Genomic DNA, 17,577 nt, shown 5'->3' on the forward strand with positions numbered 1-17,577 from the left:
CGAAAGCCGCGGACATTTCCGGCGGCGCGGTAAAGGACTCGACAACGCGAGACCGATCCGGTCGAGAAAGGAACGCGACGCGCACCCGGTCGCTGGGTGGGTGGCGCGCGCCCGGAAAACGGCCCGCGGTGGGTCCACGAGAAAGGGGAGGGAGGTGCGAGAACAATGCAGACCCACGCCGTGCTGATCGTGTTGGCCCAGCTCGCCGGGCTCTCCGCCTGAGCCGCCACATCCGACTTCTGTCTGTGTTAAGCCGCTTTCGCGGCCCCCAAGGGGACCACATCGTGTGGTCCCCTGTCGGGCGTTGTGGCGCTATTCCCGGGTGGCGCGTTCGAGCGCTATCGTCAGAAAGGCGTGCGCGCTGGGCGCGTGCCGCATCTCGCCCCGCCGGACCAGAGCCAGGCCCTCGGCGAAGTCCAGCCAGTGCGTGGTGAGGTCCAACTCGCCGCCAGCGGGCCGGGGTCTGCCCGGGGTCAGACCGGTCGCGACGAACACGTGGTCGACGTGGTCGGAGAAGCTGTCGCAGCCGCTGATCCGGCCAAGCGGGCGCAGCGTGTCCGCCCGGAACCCGGTCTCCTCGGCCAGTTCCCGGCGCGCCGCGGCGAACGGGTCGGCGTCGGTGTCGTCGATCGCGCCGGCGGGCAGCCGCCACTCGGCTCCGCCGTGGGTGTAGATCCACTGCCGGGTCACCAGCACATGATCCGTCTCATCGATGGCGAGCACCGTCACCGCGCCGGGCGAGCGGACGTGGTAGTACTGGCCGGGTTCGCCGTCCGGCCGGATCACCTCGTCGCGGTGCAGGACGAACCAGGGGTTCCGATGCGCGATGTCGCTGGACACCGTGCGCCAGGGCGGAGACGGCTTATTGTGCATGAGATAATAAAACCACGTCATCGGCGCGCCTGAGTCGGTCCAGAGAGGACAGTCACCGTCTCAGTCCTCCCGCCGCAGCCGCGCCACCGTCTGGGCGATGTCGGCGCGCAGCTCGGCGGCCGCGCTTTTGCCGGTGTGCCGCCCCAACGCCCGCGACAGCAGCCGCAGTTGACTCAGGACAGTGGCCGAGCGGACCGTGGGCACAGCGGCCAAAGCCGCGCGGGCGAACCGTTCCATCTCCGCCAGCTCGCCGACGGCCTCGTAGGCCAGCGCCAGCCGCATCCCGATGAGCCCGCGGATGCGCAGGGAATCCTCTGGCGTGCCGGACAATCCCACGTGCAGCCGGTCGATCGCGTCGTGCGGCGCGCCCAGTTCGTAGGCGCACCAGCCCTCCACCATCGCGCCGAGGTCGGTCACCGTCGTCGTGCCCAGCGGGGCGTCGCCTCGGGCGGCGCGGGCGGACTCGGCCCACTGCTCGCGCGCCCGGTCGAGCGCGGCGGCGCACGCGCCGATCCGCCCGGCCAGCGCATGGCCCTGCGCCTCGCGGTGCGCGGCCAGCGCCCGGGTGCGCGGCAGCACCCCGGGCAGCGACCCGGCCCGCGCGGCCAGCTCCACCGTGCCGTCGGCGTCCTCGCGGTACAGCCGGATCTCGGCCTCCCGCACCAGCCCGTAGCCGACCAGGTCCAGGTCGCCCGCGCGCTCGGCCAGCTCGACCGACAGCGCGGTCCACCACCGGGCGGCGCGGTCGTCGCCGTCCTCCTGGGCCATCCAGCCCGCGTACTCGGCGCAGCGGGCCGACAGGGCGGTGAGCCGGGTGGCCGCCTGCCCGCTCGTACTCTCGGCGAGCCCGCGGATCACCTGCACCTGCGAGACGAGCACCGGCAGCACCGTGCCGGGCAGCGTGGCCCGGCCGACCGAGCGCAAATGGTCGAACACCGCGGAAAACCCCGACGCCACGCTGTCGTGGGCGACCGCGCTGGGCACGGTGTCCGCCGCGATCCGGAACGCCATCGCCGGGGTCGCCGCCAGCGCCGCGGCCTCGTGCGCCTCCATCGGCGCGTACCAGGACCCGCTGTTGCCCAGCCCCATCATCCACACGGTCCCGGCGGGCGCGACCCGCTCGGCTGGCCCGGGGGAGTCGGCGGGGACCAGGTCGGCCAGCGTGCCGCCGAGGCCGAGCACCTGGTCGCAGCGCCGGGCCAGCCACGGCGTCGGCGGGCTGACCCCGGTCTCGACCTTGCTCAGGTACCCCTTGGAGTAGTTGACCGCGCGGCTCATCGCGGCCAGCGACAGCCCCGCGGCCAGGCGTCCCCGGCGCAGGGCCGTTCCGAAGCTCACCTCGTCGGCCATGCCACCTCCGCGTCGGTTGATCACGAGCGTATCGAGGCGGGTCGTCGCCGTCGACTCCCTGGACTACGCGCCCGGGGCGCGGATTTGGGACACAGTGTCCTCTGTGGACTGAACGCGAGGTCCCTACGATCGGATCTTGACGCCGCCCTCGGCCCTCGACTTGGTTGGGGACATGCGGAAACTGCCTGCTCTCGTGGCCGTCGTCAGCGCCGCCGCGCTCGGCGTCGCGGCGCCCGGCGTGGGCCAGGCGGGCGCGCCCGCGCCGCCGTCGGCGTACCTGGGGTCGGTCACGCTGATCACCGGCGACCACGTCACCGTGCGCCGGGTGGGCGAGCGACTGGTTCCCGCGGTCGACCCGGGGCCGGGCCGCGAGCACGTCCAGTTCGCCACGGCGGGCGCCGGTCCCCGGCTGCTGGTCGTCCCGTCGGACGCGTGGGCCGACCTGCACGCGAACCGGTTGGACCAGCGGCTTTTCGACGTGGCCGGGCTGCTGCGGGCCGGGTACTCCGACGAGCGCGCCGCGGACCTGCCGCTGATCACGCCCGCCACTGGCGTGCGCGGCACCGCGCTGTCGGCCGTGGGCATGACCGCCGTCCGGGTGCCCAAGGGCGACGCCGCGGGGTTCTGGCGCGAGCGCGCGACGCGGGCCGGGGGCCGGATCTGGCTGGACGGCGTCCGCGCGCTCAGCCTCGACCACAGCGTCCCCCAGATCGGCGCGCCGACCGCGTGGCGGGCCGGGCTCACCGGGAAGGGGGTGCGGGTCGCCGTCCTCGACACCGGCGCCGACACCACCCATCCCGACCTGCGGCGGCGGATCGCCGAGACGCGCGCGTTCACCGGCCGGAACGCGGCGGACGGGCAGGTGACAGATGAGGTGGGCCACGGCACGCACGTCGCCGCCACGATCGCCGGGTCCGGCGCCTACGTCGGCGTCGCGCCCGAGGCGTCGCTGCTGATCGGCAAGGTGTGCGACGCCCAGGGCTGCCCGGAGTCGGCGATCCTCGCCGGGATGGCGTGGGCGGCGCAGGCGGGGGCGAAGGTGGTCAACCTCAGCCTCGGCGGCCCCGACACCGCCGAGGACGACCTGCTGGAGACCGCGGTGAACCGGCTCAGCGCCACCCACGGCACGCTGTTCGTCGTCGCCGCGGGCAACGACGGCGGGCACGGCGCGGAGACGGTGTCCTCGCCCGCGAGCGCGGACGCCGCGCTGGCGGTGGGCGCGGTCGACGGGGACGACGCGCTGGCCGGGTTCTCCGCGCGCGGGCCCCGGGTGCGCGACGCCGCGCTCAAGCCGGACATCGTGGCGCCCGGCGTCGAGATCACCGCCGCGGTTCCCGGGCGCGCGCGGCACGGGTCGCGCAGCGGCACGTCGATGGCGGCCCCGCACGTCGCGGGGGCGGCGGCGATCGTGGCGCAGCTTCGGCCGGACTGGACCGGGGCGCGGATCAAGGCGGCGCTGCTGGGGTCGGCCGCGCCGATCGCGGGCGCGGGCGGGTTCGCGCAAGGCGCGGGCCGGGTGGACGTCGGGCGGGCGGTGGCGCAGACCGGGCACGCCGAGCCCGCGTCGGTGTCGCTGGGCAGGCAGCCGTGGCCGCACGGGGACGACCCGGTGACCACGAAAACGGTGACGTATCACAACGCCGAGGACCAGCCCGTCACGTTCCGGTTGTCCCTGGCCGATTCCGACGCGCCCGCGGGCATGTTCAGCCTGTCCGCCAGCGAGATCGTCGTGCCCGCCCACGGCGCCGCGAGCGTCGAGGTCTCGGCGGACACCGCGCTTCCCGGGCCGGACGGCGCGTTCAGCGCCCGAATCCTGGCCGAGGCGGGCGGGCGGCGGATCACCACGCCGGTCGCCGTGGACCGGGAGCCGGAGAGCTACGACCTGACCCTGCGCGCGGTCGACGGCAACGGCCAGCTTTCCGACCGCAACTTCGCCCTGGTATTCGACCTGGTCGCCTACCGCCCGGTCGCCACCGTCGGCGGCGTCGGCACGGTGCGGGTCCGCAAAGGCCGCTACCACGTGGACGCGGTGCTGGCCACCGCCCGCCCGGACGGCGTGACGGCCAACTCCCACAAGGTCGTCCACCCCTCGGTCGAGGTCACCGCGGACACCACGGTCGTCCTCGCCGCCGCGGCCGCCCGCCCGGTCGTGGTCTCCTTCACCCGCCCCGGCGTGCGCCCGCGCGCGGTCGGCGCGGCCTATACCCGCGGCGCCCTGTCGACCGGGGTCCTCGGCGACACCTTCGAGCGGATCTTCATCGGCCAGCTCGGCGGGCCCGTTCCGGACGGGGAACTCATCGCCAGCATCGGCGGCGTGGGACCTGCCCGGCAGTCCGGTGACCTACGCCCTGAACTGGTTCGACTACGGCCGCTTCCCGACCGGCTTCACCCGCACGGTCGCCGACGCCGGACTGGCCAAAGTGGACACCGTGTATCGGGAGCAAGCCAAGGGGCGCGGTGGAACCAAGCTCTGGATAGCCCAGGAGCCGCTGTTCGGCGCGGCCACCGGCTACGGCCTGACCCTGCCCATCCCCTCGACCCGCGTCGAGTACCACAACGCCGACGGCCTCCGGTGGTCCGCGGAGTTCCAGCAGTGGAAACCGGTCCGCGACGCCAGGCGCACCGAAACCGTGCTCACCGGCGGCGGGCAAGACCACCAGCCCGGAAAAACCTACGCGGACCAGTGGAACTCGGCCGTGTTCACCCCCTCGCTGGCGCACGGCGACTGGGCTTCCCGGTCCGCGGATACGATGTCGCTGACCATCCCGCTGTTCGGCGACGCGGGGTTCGACCGCACCGGTGTGTCCATAGTAGACTCGGCGGCGACGGCGCTGTACCGGGAAGGCGACAAGATCGGCGAGACCGACCTGCCCGGCCAGGGCACGTTCGACGTCCCGGCGGCTCCGGCCCGCTACCGGCTGGAAGCCAGGGCCACCCGCGCCGCCTTTTCCCGGTACAGCACGGAAATCGCCTGCGCCTGGACCTTCACCTCGGCCCGACCGGAAACCCGCAAGGGCGGCGTGCCGCTGCCTCTGATGGCCGTCCGCTTCGCCCCGCCGGACCTGAACGCCGACAACCAGGTGACCGCCCCGAGCGTGCGTGTCCCCCTTGCCGTCCAACGACAAGAAGGAGCCCCGCCGACCACGATCCCCACACTGGCGGTCGCCGCGTCCGTCGACGACGGCCGCACCTGGTTCCCGGTCCCGGTGACCCGCGCCCCGGGATCGCCGGACGCCGTCGCCACCATCACCCACCCACCGGGAACCCGCCATGTGGCGCTGCGCGCGACCGCGGCGGACGCCGAAGGCAACACCGTCGAGCAAACCATCCTGCGCGCCTACGAAACGTCTTCGCGCTAGCCGAAACGCGTTCAGATCAGTGCGCGGACCGCCGACGCGAGCGGGGGCAAGACGTCGGCGGGGTGTCGAAACCGGTGCAGCGCCGCTGTGCCCGCTGAGTCGCGCAATGCGGCCGCGAGCCGGGCGGGAAGCGTCACCGTGCACAGCATTCCCGTGTTGTCGAAACCCTCCACCAGTGCCGCCCCCCAGGGGAGCCGCAGGGCGGCGGTCGGGCTGAAGAACGCGGGGCGCTCGCCGTCGAAGGCGATGTCGTAGAAGCCGAAACGGCTCCAATTGCTGACCAGCATGGTGCGGTTTCCCGGATCGAAACCGACCGGGACGCAGTCGCGCAGGCGGGCGTGGCCGACGGCGGCCAGGAACTCCAGAGTGGCGCGAAAATTGAGGTGCGCCCCCGCGAACCCGGTCACGGCGGCCTGGATCTCGGCCGCCAGCGCCCCGGCGCCAGCCTGGGGCGGGCAGCGCAGGACGATCTCGGTCACGAGGTTGCCAGTCACCGCGGGAGACAGGCCGAGAAAACGGCGGCTGTTCACCGGCATGGCCAGCAGGCGCGGCTCCCGGTCGTCGTCCAGAGCGCGAATCGTGGTGGTGACATGGGCGCAGAGGGCCGCGTTGACGGAAAGGCCGTCGACAGAGAGCCCGCCCTCGGCGGCCAGCGCCGCCCGCAGCCGGGTCAGCTCGGCGTCGCCGAAGTAAATCTGCGCCGTGTGGTTCGCCCGGACCGCGGAGTCGAGCTCCTGGAGCAGCCGGGCGGCGTCCTCGGCGTCGGGGAGGCGGAAGCCGGGACGGTCGGAGCCGCCCGGCGGCAGGACCCGGCCCAGGCGCGCGTCCGGGTCGGCGACCAGCTCGACCTCGGGTGGCCGCAGGCCCGCCACCACCGCCGACCACGTGCGCATGAGCAGCGCGAACGTCGCCAGGTCGCCCACCGCGTGGTGCCACGAGCAGCCCAGGGCCATCGCGCCGTCGGAGAACCGGGTGACCCGGACCGTGAGCAGCGGCAGCCCGCCCGCCCTGGCCTTCGGGGCCTCGACGTGCTCGACGTAGCCGGAGCCGGGCAGGGGCGCGCGGGCGACCGCCTCGGGCAGCGTCTCGGCCACGTCGAAGACCGTGAACGGGACGCCCGCGTCGTCGCAGACCAGGTCCAGGCGGTCGGCGCGGGTGCGGAGCCTGCCCGCGAACAGCGGCAGGCGGGCCAGGGCGCGGGCCAGGCCATCGGCGAGGCGGATCTCGTCCACCGCCCGCCGGAAGAAGAACACGACCGAGACGGGCACGTCGGCCAGCGCCGTGTCCAGCACCCCGCAGCGGATGACAGTCCCGGGCGCGCTGCCCGCGCGGATCGTTCGGGACACCCGCAACTCGGGCCAAGCGCTCACTGTCGGCCATCCCCTCAGCACGGCAACCGCGGCTACCGCGGCACGGTAGGGCAGAGCCGGGAGGGCCAACCAGAGGTCAAACGGGTCAGTCGGCGGGCCGGGTGGTCGGCTCCGGGCCGGTGAAGGTCTGCACGCGCTCGCGGCCGTCCGGGCTCTCGCCGAACAGGCGGGCGTCGTGGTCGGGCTCGGTGAGCCCGGCCCGGGACCCGTTGGGGGAGACCGTGGGCACGTGCTCGGTGCGCAGCCGCGGCACCGCGTACGGGTGCTTGGCCCGGGTCCAGCCGACCAGCCGCTCGCGGACCAGGCACCGCAGGTCGAACAGGGTGGGCGCGTCGGCCGCGCTCACCAGGGCCCGCACGCGGACCAGCGTGTTGACCGCGTCGGTCACCTGCAACACGCAGACCCGGCCGTCCCACAGGTCGGTGCTCTCCAGAATCCGCCGCAACTCGGCGCGCAGTTGCTCCACCGGCATCGTCCAGTCCACGTCGAGCTCCACCGTGCCCAGCAGTGCGGCCTCCCGGCGGGTCCAGTTCTCGAACGGCTTGGACATGAAGTACGAGGTGGGGATGACCAGCCGCCGGTCGTCCCAGATGTGCACGACCAGGTACGTCAGGGTGATCTCCTCGATGCGGCCCCACTCGCCCTCGACGATCACCACGTCGTCGAGCCGGATGGCGTCGCTGAAGGCGATCTGCAGGCCAGCGAAGACGTTGCCGAGCAGCGACTGCGCGGCCAGGGCCGCGATGGCGCCGATGACCCCGGCCGAGGCCAGCAGGCTCGTGCCCGCGGCGCGGGCGGCGGGAAAGGTCATCAGCATGGTGCCCAGGGCCAGCACCGCGACCCCGGCGACGGTGACCCGCCGGACCAGGGTGATCTGGGTCTGCACCCGTCGGGCGTGCCGGTTGTCGCGCTCGTCCACCCGCAGCCGCGACAGCAAAGTCTGCTCGACCGACACCAGCACCCCGGCCAGCAGCCACGCCCCGGTCGCGATCAGCGCCAGGGTGAGCGCGTGCGAGAGCGGCTCGCGCCACGGCCCGGCGGGCAGCGCGACGCCCACGGTCACCCGCAGCACGACCATCGCCACGAACCAGCGCAGCGGGCGCGCGGTGTGCTCGGTCAGCTCAAGCAGCAGCGCCGAGCGCTGCCCCAGCCTGCGCAGCGCCCGCCGCAGCAGCCGCTCGGCGAGCAGGAACACCCCGTAGGCGAGCACCGCGACCACCGCCGCCGACCCGACCCGCAGCCAGCCGTCCGTCACAGCTCTCCCTCCCGTCGGGGCTGGGCCGTCACCGGTGGCGTACCCGGACGCCGCACTGTTTCACCCGTTAGTGGGCTGGTTCACAGGCGGGGAGCGGGCCGCGCGAATGAACACTTCTCGCCTCTGGCGCTTTCCTGCCAGTCAATCTGACAAAAACAGGACAAATACTGGAAAGGGTTGACACGGTATTCGCTGCTGACGTCGGAAATGTGACCAGTTGTCACATCGGTGGCATCGGTCGATCCTCGGACGAATGCTTGACGTGTCCCGTTCTTGCCGGTTTCCTTCTGTTCTGCCTGTACTGTTACCGGTGAGCGGACACAAGAGCGGAACGTTCCCCCATTTCGGTGTAACGGAATGCGGCCGGGGGTCGATCTTGGCGATACCCGACGTCCGAGAAGTGCTGGAAGAGTCGTTGGCAGCAGCGAACGTGGATTGGCGCAACCGCATGGCATGGCGCGGAAAGAAAACCTACCGACGAGTTCTCCTGGCGGCGGCGTTCGCCGTCGCGGCACTGCTCGCCCCCGCGACGGCGGCGACCGGAGTCGCGCAGGAACCGGCGGCCACACTGCCGCCGCTGCGGATCGTCGTGCTCGTGGACGAGTCGGGCAGCATCAACGACGCCGACCTCGTCAAGGAGCAGGAGGCGGCGCGGACGATCGTGTTCAGCGCGCTCGCCCCCGGCTCGGTCGTGTCCGTGGTCGGATTCGGCAGCTCGGAGCGGCCGGGGCAGAGCGCGGTCGACGTGGTGTGCCAGCCGACCCGGCTCGACGCGCCGCAGAACCGCGACGCGCTCGCCAAGTGCGTCGACGGCCTGCGCAAGCGCACCGACGCCGAAGGCGACGGCACCGACCACGTCGCCGCCCTCCAGCAGGCGCTGGCCTTCGTCAACGGGGACGGCCCGGACAAGAAAGTCGTGTTCCTCCTGACGGACGGCAAACTCGACGTCTCGCAAAGCCCGTCCTGGGGCGACACTCCCGAGCGGCGCAACGGCGCCGCCGCGGCCAAGGCCCAGGAAGTGCTGGGAGACCTGGACCGGGCGGGCGCCCAGGTGTGGCCACTGGGTTTCGGCGCGGTGGACATCGGCGCGCTGCGTGGATTCGCCAAGGGCGCCAGCTGCACGCCCGCGGCGCCCAACCCGCACGAGCGGGTCGTGCCCACCTCGACCGAACTCCTCGCCGCCGTGTCGAACGCGCTCAGCTCGGCGAGCTGCGTCAAGTACGGCCCGCTGGACACCGGCAGCGTCCCGCAGGGCGGCTCGGTCGAGTTGCACGTCGACATCCCCTCGGTGGCCAGCGACGCGTCCATCGTCGTCTACAAGCGCGACGCGCGGGTGCAGGTGGAGTACCGGGCCCCCAACGCCGACCGGCCCGCGCCCGCCGCGGGCGGGACGCGATTCGAGTTCGCCGGGCAGACGACCTCGACGGAATCGGTCCGGGTCACCGATCCCGAACCCGGGCGGTGGACCATCCGGCTGTCCTCGGCGGACGTGCCCGCCCAGGACGTGGCCGCGACCGTGGTCTACCAGGCCGCCGTGAAGGCGTACCTCACCGCGACGCCGCCGCAGCCCGCCGCCGGGCAGACGGTCGAGGTCGGCATGCAGGTGCGCGCCCGCAACCGGGCGGTCACCGACCCGCAGACGTTGCAGGGCCTCACTTTCGTCACCACGATGACCGGCAGTTCGGGCTTCGCCCCGCAGCGGGTCACCCTCGCCGACGCCGACGGCGACGGCACGTTCACCGGGCAGCTCAAGGTGCCGGACAACGCCTCCGGCGAACTCACCTACACCGGCGAGGTCACCGGCATCGGCGTCGGCGGCGACACCCGCGTGCTGGCGGCCAAGGTGCTCAAGAGCGCCGCCGCGATCACGGCGCAGGTCCTCTTCGACGTCAACCGGGCGAGTGTCACGCCGGGTGGCACGGTCACCGGCACGGTGTCGGTGCTGAACAACTCCGGCAGGCCCGCCCGGCTGCGGCTGGAAGTCGCCGACGCCGTGCCTGGGACCACTCTGACCGTCGATCCGGCCATCGTGCAGGCGAACCCGGGGGCGACCGACTTCCCGTTCGCCCTGCGGTTCGGCGCGGACACCGCGCTGGGCACGAGCGGGGCGACGCTGCGCTTGGTGGACGACGCGGACCCAGCGGTCGTGGTGGCCGAGCGGCTGTTCTCCGCCGAGGTCACCCCGGAGCCGGGGATTATCGAGAAGTACTCCTGGCTGTGGATCTCGCTGCTGGCGCTGGCGCTGATCGGGCTGGCGTGGCTGGCGGTCAAGGCGCGTGCCCGCCGCGACGCGGCCAAGGCGCGCGGGCTGACCGCGCAGCTCTGGCGGAACGGCTCCCTCGCCGGGGAGCTGGTGCCCCGCGACCCGAACAGCAAGGTCTTCGGGTTCGTCGTGCAAACCGACTTCACCGGGCCGCAGCTACGGCACGCCGGGCCGGGCGAGGCCGACGCGTACCAGGTCCGACGCGCGGGCCAGGGCGTCAGCCTGACCGCGCCGGGCGCGCCGCCGGTGGTCCTGGCCCCCGGGGAGCGCCGCGAGATCGGCGGGGACCTCGCCGTCGCCATCCTCGACGCCACCCGGGCGGTCGACGGCCGGACGACGCCCGGGCCGCCCGACGATCCCTTTGGGACGTCCACTATGGACCGGTTTGCGAGTTCGGCGGCGCGGACCCAGCAGGTGGCCACGCCGCCTGCCGACCCGTTCGCGGGCTCGTACGCCGACCCGTTCGGCAACGGCTCGGCAGGCGGCGGGCACCGCGCCACACCGCCTAACGGCGACCCGTTCGGCACCGACTCCCGCGCTCCCGATTCCCACGGTCCCGAGGCCCCGGGTCACGGCGCCGATCCGTTCGGCGGGGACCCGTTCGGCGCGGACCGGTTCGGCTCCGGGCGCGGCGCGAGCCGGGACCCCTACGACCCCGACAACCCCTTCGGCTGACAGGCGCCCGAGATCCCACCAGCGAGTGTCCACATGAGACTTGAACCCAGCCACCCAGCCACCCAGCCACCCGGCCAGCGAGCGTGAGGACGACCACGTCATGAGGATCTACCAGCCGATGTTGTTCGTCGGACTCGGCGGCACCGGGTGCAAGGTCGGGGCCGAGTTGGAGAAGCGGCTGCGGGAGGAGCTGTGCGGCCCGGACGGCACCCGGTTGCAGGCGGACATGCAGAACCCCAACTACCTGCCCTACCAGCTTCCGTCGTGCCTCCAGTTCGTCTACGCCGACCTCAGCGCCACCGAATTGCAGCGGGTGCGCCGGGAAGTGGTGCCCGGCCGCGAGCACGAGCAGGCGGCGCAGAAGACGATGCACCAGATCCTCGACCTGGTGCCCGCGCGGCTGGCGAACTCGGCCGACGTCGCGCAGAGCCTGCGGATCAACACCGACGAGGAGACCATCAGCTGGTTGCCCGCCAAGGAAAGCGACCCGAGGATCGGGCCGCTGCTGCGCGGCGCGGGCCAGTTGCCGACCGTGGGCCGGGGCGTGCTGTTCGAGACGATCCGGCGCAACCCGGACACCGCGCTGCTGGCGATCAAGAACGCGATCGCGGCGATCAACGAGTCCGCGGGCGACCTGTTCGTGGTCAGCGGCAAGCGCACCCAGCGGGTCGACCCGGTGATCGTGTTCGTGGTGTTCTCCGTGGCGGGCGGCACCGGCAGCGGGATCTTCTACGACTACCTGCACCTGATCGGCGAGCTGATGCGGCAGGGGCAGAAGGAAGCCGAGATCTACCCGCTGGTGCTCATGCCGTCGGCCTTCGACGACGGCCAAGGCGGCGGCAGGCCCGCCGACCTCAACGCGGGCGCGGCCCTGGTCGACCTGTTCCGGCTCATCGATGACCAGAACGCCCAGGGCTCGCCGGACGAGCTGGACGACAAGGGCACGCACGGCGCGGTCTCGGTCCGCTACCCGAAGCTGGGCCAGGTCCAGCTTCGGCCGAACACCGTGCAGACCGCGTTCCTGTTCGGCCGCCCGGTCGGCGGGGTCCGCCGCGACGACCTCAACCGCTCGATGGTCTCGCTGATGACCTCGCTGATCGGGGCCGGGCCGACCGACCAGGACGACGACGAGGACGGCGCGAACCGGCCGTACCAGACCTTCGCCGACGGGTTCATCAACAGCAAGGTCGACCGGCACGCCACCGCCGACACCGGCGTCGGCCGCCGCGGCGTGACCACCAGCGCGGTCGCCGCGCTGACCACGCCGCTGCTGGAGCTGACCGACGTGGTCGCCTCGCACCTGCTCGCCAACGCGGTCACCGAGTTGCAGGTCCCGCCGGGCGCCGCGGAAAGCAACCGCGCGCACATCCGGAAGTTCATCACCGCAGCCGGACTGGACCGGCTGCTGGAGGCGACCCCCGTGGGGCTCCCCGCGCTGGGCAACCCGGTCGGCTATGGGCCGGTCGTGGCGGCGCTGACCGAGCGCGCCAACGTCATGGCCGCCAACATCGAGCGCGGCCGGGAAGCGCTCGGGGGCCCGATCGCCACGCTCGCGCAGGACTTCGACCCGGCCGAGGCCGCCGCGGTGCTGCTGCGCGAGCTGGACCTGTTCCGCTTGCAGCGCACCGTGTTCGGGCACCGCGACTTCACCGACCCGTTGGACAAAGGCGGTTTCCGGGCGCTGCTGGAGGGCTGGCGCACCCCGCCCGCCGCGCCGCCGGGCCTGAACAACGCGGGCCCGCCGCTGCCGAACAGCCTGCCCAAGAAACTCCTCCAGCGGCTGCGCATCGACGTCGAGCCGGTCCAAGCCGTGCTCAAACTCCAGAACGCCTGGTACGCCTGGCAAACCCGGCGGATCTGGAACGCGGCCTGGAACGACAGCCACCGGCTGTGGAACCGGCCGTGGCAGGCGTTCATCGAGGACTTCCGGGCCGTGCACGAGCAGTTCCTCGCGCACGCCCGCAACGACCCGCTGGAGTTCGACCAGCGCGCCAAGGACCTCTACAAGTCGCGCGTCGGCGTGACCTACCTGCTGCCCGCCGAGGACCGCGGCCTGGAGGGCTTCTACCAGAGCGTGCTGGCGCGACTGAAGGAAGACCTGTCCCCGCACCTTGGCCCCAACGCCAACGAGGGGCACGTGCTCAACCTGCTGCTCGGCCAGGACGGCTGGGCCGAGGCGTTCGCCAAGGGCCGCCAGGACCCGGCCGCCGCGGTCGCCGACGTCCGGCAGCGGATCAAGCAGGCCGTCGCCGAGCAGGTGCGCCCCGGCGACCGCAACCGCCCCGCGCTGGTGCCGAGGATGGAGGACCTGCTGGTCAACGCCGTGCAGCGGCGGGACAACAGCGTCACTGAGAGCGACCTGATCCGGTTCCGGCAGAAGCTGGCCGAACTGGTCCCCGGCGGGTTCGCCCCGGACGGGCACGCCCCGCTCCAGGCGCTGTTCACCTACCCCGCCGCGCAGGAGAACGACGACATCGAGCGGTTCCTGCGCCGCGAGGTCGCGCTGCCGGTCGACCTGGTCGGCGAGCCGGAGTTCCGCGCGGTGCAGGCCGACGCCATGGTCGTGGTGCTCAACCGCAGCTCGATGGGCGTCACCGAGGTGCCCGAGCTGCGCCGGGTGATCAAGCTGTGGGCACGGGCGCAGCACGACCCGCAGCCGCAGGACACGCTGGCCTGGCGGCGGCGGCTGAGCCAGGACTCGGACTACCTGCTCATGGACGAGGCCGACCGCGGCCACGTGCTGCACCGGCTGCTCTGCGCGGCCTGGGACGGCAAGGTCGCCATCTCCGGCAGGCTCGCCAGCCCCGACCACATCACCGTGGAGCTGGGCAGCCGGGAAGCGGTGTCGATGAAGCTGGAGCTGACCCCGCTGGGCGCGCTGTCGTCGTGGGCCAGCGTGCTACAGGCGTATGAGCGGTGGGTCATCACCGACGACAACCCGACCCGGCGCAGCCTCGCGGCCCGGCTCATGGCGAGCATGCCCGCGCGGGCCGACCGGTCGCCGTCGCCGCCCGCGCCCGAGTTCGCCGCCGTCGTGGACCTCGCCGAAGGCGAACTGCTCAAGATCAAGGAAGCCGAGCAGCACCGGGTGCTCAGCCAGGACCCGCAGCTCGCCGTGTTCCGGCAGTTCTGGACGCGGACCCTGCCCGCCGCGCTGCGCCAGCCCGTCGGGAACACCCAGAAGAACCTGCTTGACCTGCGCGAGCAGGTCGACTTCGCGCGGAACCTGGGCGCGCGCGACCTGGGCGGTGACGGCGCGGCATGAACACGGCCAAGGTCGTCCTGCTCGACCTGCGCGACCAGGACGCCGACAGTGTCCTCGCGAACACCGGCCCGGCCACGCTCGCGGGCGGGGTCCTGGTCGTGGACAACGCCGACGCGCTGGTCGAGCACGCGGAGACGTACCTGTCGCTGCTCAGCGGGGACATGGTCACCGCCGTCGTGTGCGTCGCGGTCGGCGAGTCCGCGCCCGCCGACGTGCCCGGCGGGTCGGACGGCGTGGTGCTCACCGTGCCGCCCGCGCTGCGGCACGCCACGGTCCTGTGGGTCGGCGACCCGGTCGGGGTGGAGTGGGCGCCCGAGCGCTCGGCGCCCCGGCCGGTCGAGCGGTCCGGGGTCGCGCTGGACGACCTGATCGCCGCGCTGCGCGTGCCCGCGCTGTTCGACCAGGTCGTCGCCGTCGCCGAGGAGCTGTCCGGCGGCGCGGCCAACCCGGGCATCCGGCTGGTGTCCAACGCCGCCGACCCGGTCGAGCTCGCCGAGGCCAGGGCCGCGGCCGTCCGGTCGCTGTGCGCCGCCGATCAGTCCGCCGCCCACGACTTGGTCGCCGCGATCCGGGAGTCCGCCCCGGCGGGCGACCGGGACGGCGCGGTGCTGTCCGGGCCCGTGCAAGCCGGCCAGGTCGAGGCGTTCCGCAGGCTGACCCACATCGAGGGGCTGGCCCGGGAACTCGGGACGCCCAAGGCGCTGTTCGGCTCGCCGCGCCCGACCGAGACCCTGGGCCGCCAGGTGGTGTGGGCGGGGCAGGCGGTGGAGAACTACCGCCGGGTGATCGCCGAACTGCTCAACCGGATGGACGGCCAGCTCCAGGTCGGGCGGCCCGCCGTCGAGGACGTCATGGAACTCGGCGTCCGCGCGCCCCGGGACGCCGACGGCGGCGAGATCGCCGCCGACCTGCGCCACGCCGTCGACGCCCGGCTCGCCGACGGGGCCGCGCTGCCCGCGCTGGCCCAAGAGCTTCGGCTGGTGGCCGCCAAGAGCGGACCACAGGGGTGCACGGACGCGCTGGACCGGGTGCGCGCCCGCGGCCCGCTCGGCCTGGCCATGCCCGCGTTCCGCCGGTGGCCGCTGGAACTGGAACTGCTGCCGCTGGTCTTCCTCAGCTGCGCCGCCCTGGCGCTCCTGCTCGGCCCCGGCTGGTCCGGCGCGCTGGCGGGCGGGCTGCTCGCCGCGGGCTGGTTCGGCGCGGGCTGGCTGCTGCTGGGCAGACGCCCGGACGCCGACGGCGAGGTCGGGCTGCGGCCCGCGCTGGGCCCGGCCGCGCTGGTCTACTCGCCGCCCGCGCTGCTGGGCGTCGTGGTCGGGGTCGCCCTCGCCAACGCCGCGCGGACCGGGCGGTGGGCGCCTTCCGCGCTGACCGGCCAGCTGCTGGCCGTGCTCGTGGTCCTGGTGAGCGTGGGCGCGGTCGCCGTGAGCTGGCACTGGGCGGTGCGCCGCTGGCGGGCCGCGCTGCCCCTCGCCGAGCTGCACCGCGCCGTCGAGGAGCTGACCCGGCTCGCCCAGGAGACGACCGCCCGCGAGTGGGCGCCGATGCGGCGTCGGCGAGCCCTCGCGGTGGCGGCAGCTGAGGTCGCCGCGGGCCTGGACGAGATCGCCGGAACCCTCGCCGAAACCGGCAACCGGCTGTTCATCGCCCCCCGCCCCGCGGCGCCCCCGGACGGGCCGGTGCACCTGATCCGGCCGGTCCCCCAGGAGCTCTACGCCGTCGTCCGCGGCGACCTGGTCGACGTGTGCCGCGCCGCGCTCGAACCGGCCTGGCCCGCCGCGGAAGCCGCCCTGCGCACCCCCGACGGCGTGTACGCCCAGCGGCTGGACCGCCTGCTCGGCGAGTACGGCGCCGACGTCCGCCGCGACGGCCTGATGTCGGCGACCCGGCTCAGCCGCGACCCGGCCCCCCGGGACGCGCTGATGGCGCGGCTGTGGTCGGAGTCGCCAGCCGCCCCGGCCGCGCTGCGCGCCGAAGTGGACGGCGAGATGACGCAGCTGTGCCGCGGCGGGCAACTCGGCTACCTCAGCACCGCCGCCCAGCCCGCGCTGATCCGGTTCGCGCCGCAGCGGCTGCGGCGGGTCCTCGACGGCGCCCACCGCGAGGCAGCCGTGGCCCCCGGGATCGTGTGGAGCCCGGACGGCGACTTCGTCGGCGCGCTGCGGCTGCTGCCGCTGCGGCCCGAGTCGGTGCGCCAGGTGCTGGGCGGGGTGCGGTAGATGGCGGCCGAAGTGGTGCGCTGCCGGTTCGTCTCCGGCGTGCTGCGCGAGATCACCATGGAAGACCTCAACGAGTTCCTGTCCCCAGGGTCGGTGCTGGAGCAGCGGCTCGTCCGGGTGAACGGGCGGACGTTCGTGCGCAAGTTCGTGTCCAAGGCCGCGGGCAGCCGCAACCCCCGGCTCTACGACCTGCTGGACAACGAGATCCGGGCGGGCGCCCGGCTCGGGCAGGTCTACGGCGACCGGTTCCCGCCCGAACTGGCCTGCCTGGCGGCCTACAACATCGACGCGGAGGAGCCGTTCGTGCTGCTGCACGAGTACCTGGGGGAGCCCGCGGCAGGCCTGGTCCCCCGGTTCGACGACGCCGCCCGCAGGCAGTTCGAGCAGGGCCTGTTCCGCGCGGTGCAGCTCACCGGCGCGGCCGGGGTCGCGCACGGCGCGCTGGGCATGGACGCGGTCCGCTGGCACGGCGGGCGGCTGCAACTGGTCGACTTCGAGTCAGCGGAGCGGGTCGGCGAGACCCGGCGCGCGGGCCGCGGAACCGTCGACGCCCGCGACGACCTGTGGGCCGCCGCGCTGCTCGTGCGCAGGCTCCACCTAGGCGTGGCGCCACCGGACCGCCACCACGACCCAGACCGGCTACGCGCCCTGCTCGACCCGATCTTCGACAACCCGGTGGAAGCGTGGCCGCACGCGGGCGAACTGCTCGCCAAACTGCGCGCGGACAACCGGATGCCGCCATTCACCGACCCCGACGCCGCCCTCGCGCCAGGCCGCGAGCTGTTCGAGCAGGTCAGCCAGGGCAAACGCGCGCCCGCACCGGTCACGCCACCCCCGCCCGCGCCGGTCGGCCGCGCCAGATGGATCTTCCCGTTCGTGGTCGCGATCGTCTTCGTCACCGCCGTGATCGTCGGGATGGTGCTGGCATGACCCGCAGAATGATCACCG

At 73.6% G+C, this 17,577-nt stretch carries 9 protein-coding genes; 5 read left to right on the forward strand and 4 right to left on the reverse strand.

Annotated features, from left to right (window positions below; translation table 11 throughout):
- Nucleotides 1-312 precede the first annotated feature (312 nt).
- On the reverse strand, nucleotides 313-873 hold the full coding sequence (locus tag ACZ6SD_RS04870; RefSeq protein ID WP_465315570.1) for an NUDIX domain-containing protein: 561 nt from the start codon (nucleotides 871-873) through the stop codon (nucleotides 313-315).
- A gap of 60 nt (nucleotides 874-933) precedes the next feature.
- On the reverse strand, nucleotides 934-2,223 hold the full coding sequence (locus ACZ6SD_RS04875; protein WP_465315571.1) for a helix-turn-helix domain-containing protein: 1,290 nt from the start codon (nucleotides 2,221-2,223) through the stop codon (nucleotides 934-936).
- 136 nt (nucleotides 2,224-2,359) lie between these two features.
- On the opposite strand from ACZ6SD_RS04875, the gene ACZ6SD_RS04880 reads away from it, so the two are divergent.
- Nucleotides 2,360-5,680 (forward strand): S8 family serine peptidase, encoded by a 3,321-nt coding sequence (locus ACZ6SD_RS04880; RefSeq protein ID WP_465315572.1) that lies wholly within the window; start codon nucleotides 2,360-2,362, stop codon nucleotides 5,678-5,680.
- Here ACZ6SD_RS04880 and ACZ6SD_RS04885 read toward each other — a convergent pair.
- Together ACZ6SD_RS04885 and ACZ6SD_RS04890 are read right to left on the reverse strand one after the other, a co-directional pair.
- Nucleotides 5,594-6,952 carry an acyltransferase gene (locus ACZ6SD_RS04885; RefSeq protein WP_465315573.1) on the reverse strand — a complete coding sequence of 453 codons (1,359 nt, stop codon included), beginning with the start codon at nucleotides 6,950-6,952 and terminating at the stop codon, nucleotides 5,594-5,596. The two genes, ACZ6SD_RS04880 and ACZ6SD_RS04885, sit on opposite strands and share 87 nt — an antisense overlap.
- 85 nt (nucleotides 6,953-7,037) lie before the next feature.
- Entirely contained in the window at nucleotides 7,038-8,207 is a 1,170-nt protein-coding gene (locus ACZ6SD_RS04890; protein ID WP_465315574.1) for a mechanosensitive ion channel family protein, read from the reverse strand.
- A gap of 448 nt (nucleotides 8,208-8,655) precedes the next feature.
- Here ACZ6SD_RS04890 and ACZ6SD_RS04895 point away from each other — a divergent pair, with 448 nt between their 5' ends.
- The 4 genes from ACZ6SD_RS04895 to ACZ6SD_RS04910 all read left to right on the forward strand — a co-directional run bounded on the left by ACZ6SD_RS04895 (nucleotide 8,656) and on the right by ACZ6SD_RS04910 (nucleotide 17,559).
- Entirely contained in the window at nucleotides 8,656-11,145 is a 2,490-nt protein-coding gene (locus ACZ6SD_RS04895; RefSeq protein WP_465315575.1) for a VWA domain-containing protein, read from the forward strand.
- A 100-nt stretch (nucleotides 11,146-11,245) separates the two neighbouring features.
- Nucleotides 11,246-14,410, forward strand: coding sequence for a tubulin-like doman-containing protein (locus ACZ6SD_RS04900; protein ID WP_465315576.1), 3,165 nt, complete (start codon nucleotides 11,246-11,248; stop codon nucleotides 14,408-14,410).
- Nucleotides 14,407-16,629 carry a hypothetical protein gene (locus tag ACZ6SD_RS04905; protein ID WP_465315577.1) on the forward strand — a complete coding sequence of 741 codons (2,223 nt, stop codon included), beginning with the start codon at nucleotides 14,407-14,409 and terminating at the stop codon, nucleotides 16,627-16,629. Before ACZ6SD_RS04900 ends, ACZ6SD_RS04905 begins: the two co-directional genes overlap by 4 nt.
- Complete coding sequence (locus ACZ6SD_RS04910; protein ID WP_465315578.1) at nucleotides 16,630-17,559, forward strand: hypothetical protein; 930 nt, start codon at nucleotides 16,630-16,632, stop codon at nucleotides 17,557-17,559.
- Nucleotides 17,560-17,577: the final 18 nt, after the last annotated feature.

It is taken from the genome of Actinokineospora sp. NPDC051303 (genome assembly GCF_055586285.1).